Below are 12,105 nucleotides of genomic sequence, written 5' to 3' on the forward strand. Positions count from 1 at the left end.
CTCCGACCTTCGTGACGCGTGGTCTCACGACCGCCGAGCCAACCTGATCGCAGCCTCGAACCGCGCCCTCGCGGCTTCCCGCAGGCGCTCCAAGCCGAAGAAGTTCCGCATGTGATCGAGGATTTCCTCGTCGTCCTTCCGCCGAGCAAGCAGCGGGGACGCCAAGCTCGCAAGCTCGACGAGCGGGATGTCGTTGTAGGTCCGAGCCCCCTGCCCGTTTTTCCGGAACGGAACCAGCTTCTCCGGCGTCCTGCCGGCAGGCCACACAAGATCCCTGTCACCTTCCGTCGTCCGCGCAAAGCGGCGATCGATTGCGCGCGCGACCGCTTCGAAGATGTTGGCTCCATTCCGCTGGAATCCGTGCGCCCGCGCGATGCGGGTCACCACCTGATCGACATAGACGGGCCCCTCGGTCTCAATCACATGAGCGACCATCTTCGAGAGCGTCAGGCTGTATCCGGGGTCGTAGAATCGCCTCGCGTCCGGCACCAGACCGCAGGCTGAGAAGTCGGCCACCACGTACTCGTCGGAGCCGGGGCGGCGCCCCTCCTGCGGCTGACCCCCACTCTGCGGGAGAGCAACGGATTTCGGCGGGATACCCGGTGAAACCCCAGCGCCGAACAGCTTGAACTGGGTTTCCTTCCGCTCCGGCTGCACTTCGGCCGTCAATTCAAACGCCGGCCGGCCCGGCTTCGGCTGATCGCCGGCGCGCCGACCTTCCAGTCGACCGACGATGTCGCAGACCCTGTCGAGAAAGTGGGATCGTTCGGCTCCATTTGTCCCCTGCCGGAGATACATGGGCACCTTTCGGTGCCAATCGTTCGGGTCGTCGAGACGTTGCTCGACGAAGGTCTCGATCATGGCGTCGCGGAGGATGGAGCGGTGCGGCTCCCAGGGAGCGACCTCGGCTGCGATGACCGTGTCGCGGAATTCCCGCAGCGCCTTCTGGAGTTCGACCTTGGTCAACGGGCCATCGTCTTGAAGCCGTGATTTCGGCTTCTCCCCCGGAACTGGACCACCCGCAGGCGGGTCGGACTCTAGGTCGACCTCATTGAGATTGGCCTCCTGATTGGCTGCATCGGCTGCGAGCGGCTCCATCGGTCGGTCGGCGGGATCACCTTCAGCTTCATCGACCTGGTCCGAAGCCCCGGGGGCAATCGCCTCCACCCCACCCAGCCGGTATTCATCATCGCGATCGAAAGGCCTGTCCTTGATCTCCGTGAGCCGCTTGACCAGCCGCTCGGTTTCCCGATCAGGGTTGTCGAACCAGTCGGTTGACCAGACCCGGACGATCTCCCAGCCGAGCCCCCTCAGGATCTCCTCCCGAAGGCGATCCCGATCCCGTGCGCTCTTGCTCGAGTGATAGCTGGCGCCGTCGCATTCGATGCCCGCCAGGTAGCGCTCGGGATGCTCCGGGTGCTTGACGCCGAGGTCGATCCGATACCCCGAAACGCCGACCTGGCAGTCCAAGGTGTAACCGCGCGACCGCAGCCGATCGGCTACTTCGGACTCGAAATCGCTCTCGACCTCCGCCGCGCCGGCGCGTGCCTCCGCAAGTCCCCGTTTCTCGGCGTATTCGAGGTAGCGCTTGAGGACGTGCACGCCCTGGGAACTCTTGTCGGTCGGGACAACGTGGATCGAGCCGAAAGACGTGAAGAGACCGATGCGGACCCTGGCGCGGGAGAACAGGACGTTCAGACGCCGGTGTCCCTGCTTCCCGTTTATCGGCCCAAATCTCTGGCTGACGGCCGTCTGCCCCGGCTTCGGGCCGTACGTCATCGAGATGAAGATGAAATCGCGCTCGTCGCCCTGGACGTTCTCCAGGTTCTTGATGAACAGCGGCTCCCCCTTCTTCGACGCCTTTTCCTGGTACCGCTCGACGAGTTCGTCGCCGATCGCGAGACGTCGCACCTCCTCCATCAAGAGGTCGCGCTGGTCGCTGTTGACGGCCGCGATCCCGAGGGTGGGCATCGTCTCCGGATTGTCGTCGGCGAACCGCCTCATGAACCGGATGGCCTCCTCGGCGACGACTTGCGCCTCGGCCGGGTTCCGCCTCGCCTCATAGCTGCCGTTCACCCGGATGAGGTCGATCGAGAACGACCCGGGCTTTGCCATCGGAAAGGTGATCAGCTCACCCTTGTAGAATTCGCGGTTGGAGAACGAGATGAGGCTTTCGCACCGGCTTCGGTAGTGCCAACGAAGCAACCGGGTCAGGCGGAACGTCTTCTGGCAGGCCTCCAGGATCGACTCATCGTCGAGATCCTCGAACTCGTCATCATCGGACACCTCGTCGGAGGACCGCGAGAAGAAGTCCGTTGGCGGCAACTGCTTCTGGTCGCCCACGACGACAAGCTGCCGAGCCCTCAGCATCCCGCCCAAGGCATCTTCCGGCCGCATCTGTGACGCCTCGTCGATCACAACGAGGTCGAAATCGATCTTGTCCGGGGGAAGGAACTTCGCCAAGGAGAGCGGCGACATCATGAAACACGGCGTCAGCGCCTGAACAGCGGTGCTGGCGCGCTGCATGAGGTCACGAACCGGAACGAAGCGCTTCTCCTTGCCGAACTCGTTATGGAGAAGCTCCATCTCCGTCCAGGTGGACCGGGGGCCGTTGCGGATGCCGTTCGGCGGCTGCGCCGCCATCAAAGCTTCCTTGACCCGGGCGCGATCGATCTCGATCTTCTGCCGGTCCCGCTGGATGAAATCCTGGCGCCTCGCCTCGATGCGCAAGCCGTTTGCCTGAGCCAGGACAGGGTCCGTCCGGCGCGATGTCTCGGCTCGCCGCCGGGACACAAGCCCGGAAAATAGGGACGGCAGAAGGTCGGGGTTCAGATGGATCGCATCGGCGGTCTGGAGCAGAGTTTCAAGGCCTTTGCCTTTCAACAACTCCCGCTGCCCATGCAGGCTCAAGTACTCCGACAGTTCGTCCCGCCGCTCCTGCAGATCAGCGGCCAGGGCCGCAAGAACGCGGGGTGCCCCCGGATCGAATCCCGTCACACCGAAGTCGCGCTCGAGCCCGGCCACCGCGTCCTTCAGGTCAGCAATCGCCGGGGCTGCGCGACCCGCACATTCGGCAATGCGCTGGCGAAGCGCTCCACCCGTGTCCGACAGCAGTGCACTCCTGAGGATTCCGGGAGGCACGTGCTCCTTGACCACCGAGACCCAGGACAATGTCGCACGCGTTCGATCAACCGCCAGAGCGGACCCGGCGAGGTCTTCAGCGCCGGCTGCGAGCGAGTGCGCGGCAAGCTTGGCTCGGGCCTTTGCTTGGTCGGCCTCCAGCAGGATGATTCCTTCGAGATCGGTGATCGAGCGATCGTACCTCGTCAGTGTCCTGTCCGGATCGACCTCTAGCACCGCCCGGGCGCGTTCCCTCGCCTGCTGCAGTTCAGAGAGCTTTGCCTCCAAGGCGGTGTCATCCAGCGCCTGTAACTCCGGATTGAGCCCCGCGAAGGTGCGGAGACCATCATGGGTCTCCGCGAGTCTCACCAACCCAGCGGGCGGGAGCCTGTTCAACGACGCGACGACCTCGTCGCCATGCGGATGCTCCGAGATCTTTTCGTGCACGACCCTGCGCAAATTTAGGGCCTTGGCGATCATTGGGAAAGGCGTGTTCAACCCCATCCAGCTGGCGCCGAGCATCTGCCGATAGGCGTGGTTGTTCTGGAAGGCAGCAAGGGCACGCGCGTGCGAAGCCAATCCGTCGAGGTCGTCGGCCGGAATTCTGGTTCCTGCAGGGACTCCGAGCCGCTCCGAGATCGCAGCCAAGGCCTTTCCATCGCCGCCAAAAACGCCGAACACCTTGGCGAGCCCGCCCTTGCGGGCGACGGATGCGCCAGCATGCAATTCATCGGGCGTCGGCCAGGACGGCTGGCGGAACCCGGGAAACCGGCCCCGCCAATGCGTTTCGTTGGCGACCAGCTTCGTCCAGTCTGCGTGCGCCCGGTCGAACTCTTCCTTCCCCTCGTTCGGGTGCCAACAAAACCACGTTCTCAAATCATCGGTCAGGCCCGAGGCCGCGACCGCCGCGAACAATACCGGCTCCCACCCCGAAACCGGAAACCGTCCGCCGAGGCTCAAGATCTCCACAGCCGCCTTGAGATGATCGAGTGCATCAAGAAGCGTCGACGCAACCTCGATGCGGCGGGCGACCTGTTCATAGAGGGCGGTGGGGGCAAGCCCGGCAAGCGCCGTGCCGGCGGTGATCTCGACCAAGCGCCCGATGCGGACCCTGTCCTCAGCGGACAAGTCCGAAAGCTCCGCGAAACCCGCAGCGCGCTCGTCCAAGATCCGAAGCGTCGACCTCAGACGGATGACGCCCTCCACCTCCGCCGCATCCAGCGCCGCCACACGGGGCACCATGACCGGGTCATGCGGGAAATCCGGGAGCACCTGATCGAGGGCAATCAATGTCTCCAGAGCGGGCAGGTTTTCCACCCCGAGATCCTGGACGCTCTCGATGAGTCCCGCGACGATCTCGGCTCGCGCCCGCAACTCGACGATACCGTCGACAAAACGGAACACGATTGCTGGATTGGGGTCAGCGAAGGTGATCACCCGCCAGGGGGACTTGGCTGGACGGCCGTATGCGGTGGTGAACGCCTGCGCCATCCGGGCATAGATCGACACGTCGCCTGCCGCCTCACGGTACGCGATTGGACTGTCGAGGATGTCCGCCGGTAGCGGAACCATCTTGAACGCCTCGAAGGCCACCCCGAGTTCGCTCCGCGCCCGCAAGGTTCGCCATATCAAATCGAACGGGGCTTGGCCGTCTTCCGCGGGAGCATTGAGGGCGGCGACGTAAGCCCCTACCTCCCTTCGGCTTGTGTCCCAGGTCGAATCCCGCTGCGCCAGCCCCGGGACCGCCCTTCCGCGGCGGAGCGCGACCCGGGTCTTCAGGCTCTCCACCACCAGGCGTGGCGTCGCCTTTTCCGAATGCAGCTCGAGGCAGAAATGCCCCAGGCCGGCCGTCCCGAGCCGCCGCGAGACCACCTCGAGCGCCGCCTGCTTCTCGGCGAGAAAGAGCACCGTTTTTCCAGCGGCGAGCGCGTTCGCGATGATGTTCGTGATGGTCTGCGACTTCCCCGTTCCGGGCGGGCCCTGGATGACGAGGTGCTTCTCCTGCATGACGTCGACGAGCGCGCTGTGCTGGGAGGCGTCGGCATCGTGGATCAGGATCGGAGCGATCTTCTCGATTTCAGGGGCGTCAACCTCGTAGTCGTCCGGCGGATGGAAAAGCGAGCTTCCCCCATCGCCAGCCAACTCCGTCCCCCGAACGATGGACCCGACCAAGTCATCCGCGACCGGGTGCGCCGTCCAATTTTCCGACGCCAAGTCGGCGTACATCGCGAACCGGCCGAAACTGAAGTGCCCCAGAGTGAGGAAACGCCGGACCTTCCACTCCTTGATGTCCTTGATCGCCTTCGAAACCGAGGCGAGATACTTGTCGACCGATCCGCTGCTCTCCTCGGTGGTCACGAACTTGGGGAGACGCATCCCGAAATCGCGCTCCAGCTTCTTCTGAAGGCTGATGTTCGGGTCGGCGGCATCGGCAATCGCCGAAACAGAAAAGGTGATTTTGCCGCGGACCGACTTGTTCCTTTCCAGCTTGACCGGCAGGAGCAACAGTGGCGCGAACAGCGCCTTGGCGCTGTCGTCGCTCTCACGCCACTCGAGGAAGCCGAAGGCCAGGAACAGAGTGGAGAGGCCGGTTTCCTGTTCGGCCAGACGCGCGTCGCCGAAGATGCGGTCGAGGATGGATTCGAGCGAGTCAGGCCACTCCAGGGTCTGCAGCTTTTTCTTGGCGTTCTCGTTCCTGTTTCCCTGTTGAGGGACCTTGGTCAATTCGAGGGAAGGGTCGATACCGAGCGACCGCGCATGCTCGATCGGGTTGACGGTCCGCCGGTTAGGGCGCGGCTCCATCCCGAGGCTTTCGCGGACGCGATCGCGAAGCTCCCTTTCCGCCTTCGCCAGTTCGAAAGGGTCGTCGCGCCCCGCGCTTTCCAGCGCCTCGATTCCCGTGAGGTATTCGACGTCGGAAACCTTCGCGTGGGCGAGCGCTGAAACGAAGTCGTCCGCCTTCTCGTCTGGCGGCGTGTCATCGGGCTCCCGGAGCGAAAGGATCTCAAAAGGCTGCCCATCCGTCAGTTGACCGTAGATGCCTTCCAGCGCGCCATCGACGATCCGGAGTTGACGCTTTGACTTCGGACGGTGCTTGTAGCTCAGCATCGGGTTCCGAAGGGACATGTCGAGCAGCCGTTCCCGAAGCCGCTCATACAGCTTCTCCAGTCGCTCGGTCTCCGGTCGGTCGGGCATGATCGAACAACGTCTCTTCGACTGTGGACAACGTTCAGCGTGAACTCGCGGGAGAGCGTCCCGACCAGCCGCCTGCGGCTCATCATCGAGGTCGGCCGCCGCCGCTGATTTCAAACCCCTTTCAGGAACCCCGCCGTCTACATCTTAAAATCGCTCATATGTTGGACGGTACGACAAGGGAGGCGATGAAAAGAGCTGTTGATTCGAATACCCCTCTTCGCTCATTCGGCCTCGTCATCGGGCTCGGCCACGGCCGTCTTCCCTCCACCGCTCTTGCGCTTCCGTCCGGGCTCATTCGCTGCGAGCCATTGGACGACAGCCTCCTCGACGAGCGCCGAGGCGCTGACGTCGCGCTTGAGCGCCGCGAGCTTCACCTTCTTGATGAGGTCCGGCTCCATGTAGACCAGGAACTGGCGCCGCGTGCCGGCCTTTCGGACGCGAGATGTAGTGTCATCTTCTTGAGCCATTGCGCGATCGGGCCTGCCGCTCCCCTCTAAATTCCGACCAAGTTGGCTCTACAGCGGTGCCCATGCAACCCCCCACGGCTGATTAGCGCGTTGATTCACCGATATTTCGCGATGCCGCCCCATCGCTGCAATAGTGTACTATTTTATTGATAGTATGCTATTGACTCGCCTTGATGTTCCCGCTATGTACTCATCGTCGACCCTACCGGCCCCTTTAGGAGGGAGCAGACGATGGATGGGAACGGGACCATGGCGCGGCGGACCGACCTCCTCAGGGAGGAAGAGCGCGGCTGCATGGTTGTCCTCGATGGGGTCGAGCGGCCGTGGTTCGCGCGATTGCTCCCCACGCGGCGGCGCTCGGCAAACTCAAGCGCTGACCATCCCATTACACTGCGGCGAGCGATCTCCGCGATCTCATCGAGGCCCGAGGCCCAGACCTCGGGAACCACGGTCACAGCCACCGGAGCGGGGACCATCGCATCGGCCGCACCCGTTATCGTGTCGAACCCCAAAGGGTATTCGACCCGCGGTCGCGCGGAGAACGGGCGGTTCGGCCCAGGACTGGTCATCGAGATCGAGGGAGTTCGGGCATGAGCAAAGACGAGCGCGACCTTCCGCCCGCGTGTGAGCACGCGGCCAGCCCGAACAAGCGTCGAGTACCCTCATGTCCGCGTTCCCTGCCCAACGACGAACCGACCCGTTCCTGTTCAACGGGGCCAAGTGCGCCGTGCCGGTTCCGGCCGGTCATGCGCTGGTCCGTGCAGCCCTGGTGCAGGCGTCCCTCGACCCGACGGTCCGCGCGATCGGCGTGGTGTCGGCGGTCAAGGTCGAGGGCCACGGGGTCGCACTGAACGCCATCGTTCTCGACGGCGACCGCGGACGGCAGGTGCTGGACATCATCGAGGCGCGCCTGATCAGGGATGTCGACGGCGAGGGACTTTTCCTGCTCGCGATCGACGCACTCGGGCTGCCGTTGCTGACGCTCACTGCGGCCGACGTGCTGCGGGAGCCTTGGCTCTCGAACGCAACCGCCGTGTGGAGCTGCCGCTTCGTGCGGGTCCCGGTGAGCGACCGGATCACCATCCTGCAGTCCCTTGCGGAGGGACCATTGACGATCGCCGAGGCGGCGTCGGCCGCCCGGCTGTCCCGCGACCCGGTGGGCAGCGTGCTCTCGCTAGCCTGCGCGGACGTCATCGAAATCGACATCACCGACGCGCCCCTCGGACCGGAGACCTCGGTCCGGCGCCGACGCGCACCCTGAAGGACGAACAACATGTCGCAGATCACCCACGAGGCCATCGAGACGCTTCGCCGCCTCGTCGGCGACCTCGAGCGCATCCATGCCGGCCAAGCGCCGACCGCAGCAGACCTCGCGAACGCGCCGCTGCTCGACCCGTGGCTGCCCGCCTACACCGGCGCCCCCGTGCTGACCGGCACGGTGACGGGCCACCCGCGGCTCGGCGACCGACCGTTCATCGCCACCACGCCCATCTACGCCATCGACCCTCACCGGTGCTGGGTCCGCACCTGGTCCCGGTTCTATCGGCTGGGCTTCGAGGCAGGACAGCCAGGAGGCCGTGCATGACCGAGCCAACCCACAGACCACGCTCCACCCTGCGCGAGCGGCTCGGCATCATCGAGCCGATCCTCGATCTCGATGAGGAGGTGCAAGCTGACGAACCCCCGTCGCCCGTCGCGCCCAGCGCGCGGCGCTCGCGGCCCTTTGCCGGCTGGCCGATCAGGGCGATCGCCGCCGCCGCATTCGACGCCGCCACTACCCCTGCGGTCCGCAACGCCCTGTGGCGGCGGCGCACGCTCGCGGTGGTGATCAAGGTGCCGACCCGGCGATGGATCGAGCCCATCGGGAGGCACGCAGAGGCGCTCGTCCGCTCCCCGAACGTCCTGTTCGCGCCGGCCGGCGACCGGCGCTCCGATCGAACCGCGGGCGACAGCCCGGTGGCAGAAGCGCTCGGAAGCGGCACCTCCGCAATCGGCGTCTCGCACGCCCCGGATCGACTGCTCCCGCCGACGCTGCTCGCCGCGGCCGATCTCCACATCCGGATCGACGCTCCCGACGGGGCGGTCATCCGTGACGCGATCCGCCGATGCCTCTCGGGGCGGCTGCCGGCGACGCTCGAGGACACGATCGCCGCCGGGCTCGACCTCGACGACATCGTCTCGGCGTTCCGTCCGGACGGCACGGCGGCTGACGCCATCGCAAGGCTGCGGGCCGCCTCGCGCGCCCGCATCTTGCCCGACGGCGACGACGGCCTCCCTCGTCTCGAGACGGCGGCCGGCTTCGGCGAAGCCCGCGAGTGGGGCCTTTCACTCGCGCGCGACATCGCGGACGGCCGAATCTCAGGACGCTACGACCACTGTGATCGTGGGGCGGTGCTGCACGGGCCCCCGGGGACCGGAAAGTCGCTCCTAGCGCGCATGATCGCGCGGGCATGCGGCGTGCCGCTGCTCGCCGCCTCCGTGGCGGAGTTTTTCGCGTCGTCGGCAGGGTACCTGGACTCGGTCGTGAAGGCGCAGCGCGACCTTTTCGCGAGGGCGGCCGCACTGGCCCCGTGCATCGTGTTCCTCGACGAACTCGACGCGATGCCGAACCGCCAGACGCTGTCTCCGCGCGGGCGCGACTGGTGGACGCCGGTGATCACCGACCTGCTGCTCCTGCTCGACTCGGCGGTCTCGCAGCGCGACCGGATCTTCGTCATCGGGGCCACCAACCGCCTCGCCGACATCGACGCGGCCTTCCTGCGCCCGGGCCGGCTGGAGCGTGCGCTGCACGTCGGGCCGCCCGATGCGGAGGGGCTCGCCGGCATCCTGCGCCATCACCTGAGCGAGGACCTGCCCGACGTCGATCTCCTGCCGGTCGCGCGTCTGCGTCCCGGGGCGGTCGGCGCCGACGCGATGGAGTGGGTCCGGGCGGCACGCCGGCGGGCCCGCATGTCCGGCCGCAGCCTCGTCCTCGACGACCTGACCGCGATCGCAACGCCGCCCGACCTCCGCAGCCCGGAGACCATCGCCCGGGCCGCTGTCCACGAGGCTGCCCATGCGGTCGCGGCCACGGTGCTGAAGACCGGGACCCTCCGGCACGCGACGATCGTCGCGGCCGACACGTCCGGCGGCCACACCCGCCTCGACCAGATCGAGGTCAGCACGATGACCGCCGACAGGATCGAGGCGCTCATCGTCATGGTCCTGAGCGGCCGGGCCGGCGAGGAGATCTTGGCCGGCAGCATTGCCGCTGGCGCTGCGGCCGATCTCGCCATGGCGACGCGGCTCGCGACGGCACGGCACGCGAGCCTCGGCCTCGGCGGCACCCTAGCGGCACTCGCGCCCATGGAAGAGGTGGGACTGCTGCTCACGACCGACCCGAAGCTCCGGGCCGCAGTCGAGGCGGATCTCCAGCGGCTCTACGCGGTCGCGCAGACGCTCGTCCGGACGCACCGGACCGGCATCGAGGCGGTCGCCGAGGCGCTGCGGACGCGACGCGTGCTCACCGGTGCCGAGATCGAGGACGTCGTCCGCAACTGTTTTCCGACCGAAAGCAAGGGTCTCGACCGGGCAGAATGGGCGGGCAGCCAAATTTCTTGATAACATGGTTAATAAACGATTAACCCGGCCTCCCGAAATGGTCGCCATTATGCGACTTGTTAGCTGACCACGCGGGTTTCCTGCGACTCCGGACCCCGCGACCATCGGCGGCGATCCCACGAGACCCCGGGGAAGGCCGAAGGACTCGTTGGAAAGGTCGGAAGACGAATCCTTGCAACTCACTGGACAGACTTGCATTTTCGCCAAACCACCGATTGAAAGTCGTCGCCGGTCGCGCTATGTGCGGAGCAAGCCTCGGGGACGACCCCCGGCGCGAACCTCGGTCAAAGGCTGCGAGCAAGCATGCCGTTGACCGAACCAAACAGCAGGAAGGCCGGGTTCTCGATTAGAGCCTCCGAATAGCTATTCGGGGCAACGAAACCCTTTTGCCTTTTGCAATGCCGACCGACCGGCAAATCCCGCCGGCCGGAAGAGAGAACGCGTGCCCGACACGCAGGAGAGCAACGTGAACAGCACCAGCTACCGCATCCTCATGGGCTCCACCGACGTCACGGTGGACACCGCCATCCCCCGCTACCCGACCTCGCACTACCTCGCGGTCTGCATCGACCCGGTCATGCGTCGGATCCTCGGCGGCAACGTGGTCGACGCCGGCCCCGACGGCGACCCGCCGACCATGTCCGCCGGTGACCTCAAGAAGCTGATCGGCGCCCCGGCGCCCAGGCGCGCCGTGGTTTCGATCGCGCCGCTCGACGTCTCTCTCCCGCCGGACCTCGTCGCGGCGCCGACCACTAAGGCGCTCCGCCGGAACGGGAGGTCGTGATGGATGACACCCCGCTGATCGACCGCCGGTCGGCGGGGCCCAATCGCCAGTGGACCCCGCTCGGGCTTCCGGCGGTCGTCATCACTGACTTTGGACGGGACTTCATGTCGACGAGCTTCGCGGCGGCGCGCGCCGCTATGCCGCCCGATGAGACGCCACTGAGGTCGGCAAACCACCGTGGGAGGATGACGTGACGAACGAACGCGACCGCGAAGCTGCGGCCCGGGTGTTCCTGGGCAAGACGATCCGCCTGCTCTCCGGCGCGGACAGCCAGCCGGCCCGGCGGATCCGTCTCCGCGGCCAGCGCAAGCCCATCGGGCGGTACCCGTCGCTCAAGGCCGGACGTGGCGTCAAGTGGGAGGCGATCCACGAACAGCACCTGATGTGGATCCTCGAGGCCGACGCGAACGTCGTCAGCTACCTCGAGCAGCCGTACACGCTCGTCATCCAGCGCCCGGGCGAGCGGGACCTCCGCTACACCCCCGATCTCCGCTGCGTCATGTGGGACGGCACGGGGGAAGTCATCGAGACCAAGGACACCCCCGAGGAGTTCGAGGACCCCGAGTACGCACGGAAGCTCGAGATCGCGGAGCAGGTCTTTCACGCCGAGGGCATGGTGTTCCGGCGGCTCACGGCCGTCGACGACATCGACGTCGAGCCGCGTCTCTCGAACTCCAGGCTCATCTCCGGCCACCGGTACACCTTCGTGCGGTCGCTGGACGAGTTGAAGCTCCGCGAGGCCATCGACGCCGCCGGCGGCACCCTCCCGTATGGCCGCGCGATCGAGGTCCTGAGCGCCACCGCTGACCGGTGGGATGTCCTCGCCCGGGCGCGACTGCACGCCCTCATCGTCCGGCGCGTCGCCGCCGTCGATCTCTATCAGAGGCTTGACGCGGACGCCCTCATCACCGAGGCCCCGCGCCGAACGTAAAGCACCAG

General features: G+C 66.2%; 7 protein-coding genes. 5 read left to right on the forward strand and 2 right to left on the reverse strand.

What is annotated here, in order from left to right; genetic code table 11:
* Positions 1–24: 24 nt before the first annotated feature.
* A complete protein-coding gene (locus ACFQUV_RS01980) occupies positions 25–6,315 on the reverse strand; it encodes a DUF3320 domain-containing protein (protein ID WP_129610420.1) in 6,291 nt (2,096 codons plus the stop codon).
* 221 nt (positions 6,316–6,536) lie between these two features.
* Positions 6,537–6,782, reverse strand: a complete 246-nt coding sequence (locus ACFQUV_RS01985; RefSeq protein ID WP_129610418.1) for a hypothetical protein — start codon at positions 6,780–6,782, stop codon at positions 6,537–6,539.
* 664 nt (positions 6,783–7,446) lie between these two features.
* On the opposite strand from ACFQUV_RS01985, the gene ACFQUV_RS01990 reads away from it, so the two are divergent.
* The 5 genes from ACFQUV_RS01990 to ACFQUV_RS02010 all read left to right on the forward strand — a co-directional run bounded on the left by ACFQUV_RS01990 (position 7,447) and on the right by ACFQUV_RS02010 (position 12,097).
* A complete protein-coding gene (locus ACFQUV_RS01990; protein ID WP_129610416.1) occupies positions 7,447–8,043 on the forward strand; it encodes a hypothetical protein in 597 nt (198 codons plus the stop codon).
* A gap of 12 nt (positions 8,044–8,055) precedes the next feature.
* Positions 8,056–8,367 carry a DUF6634 family protein gene (locus ACFQUV_RS01995; protein ID WP_129610414.1) on the forward strand — a complete coding sequence of 104 codons (312 nt, stop codon included), beginning with the start codon at positions 8,056–8,058 and terminating at the stop codon, positions 8,365–8,367.
* Positions 8,295–10,382: an AAA family ATPase gene (locus ACFQUV_RS02000; RefSeq protein ID WP_129610412.1), complete on the forward strand. Its 2,088-nt coding sequence runs from the start codon at positions 8,295–8,297 to the stop codon at positions 10,380–10,382. Before ACFQUV_RS01995 ends, ACFQUV_RS02000 begins: the two co-directional genes overlap by 73 nt.
* Before the next feature lie 442 nt (positions 10,383–10,824).
* On the forward strand, positions 10,825–11,166 hold the full coding sequence (locus ACFQUV_RS02005) for a hypothetical protein (RefSeq protein ID WP_378394049.1): 342 nt from the start codon (positions 10,825–10,827) through the stop codon (positions 11,164–11,166).
* A 190-nt stretch (positions 11,167–11,356) separates the two neighbouring features.
* Entirely contained in the window at positions 11,357–12,097 is a 741-nt protein-coding gene (locus tag ACFQUV_RS02010) for a TnsA endonuclease N-terminal domain-containing protein (RefSeq protein ID WP_129610408.1), read from the forward strand.
* Positions 12,098–12,105 lie beyond the last annotated feature (8 nt).

The organism is Rhodoplanes sp. P11 (assembly GCF_964266735.1).
GTDB classification, from domain to species: domain Bacteria; phylum Pseudomonadota; class Alphaproteobacteria; order Rhizobiales; family Xanthobacteraceae; genus Rhodoplanes; species Rhodoplanes serenus.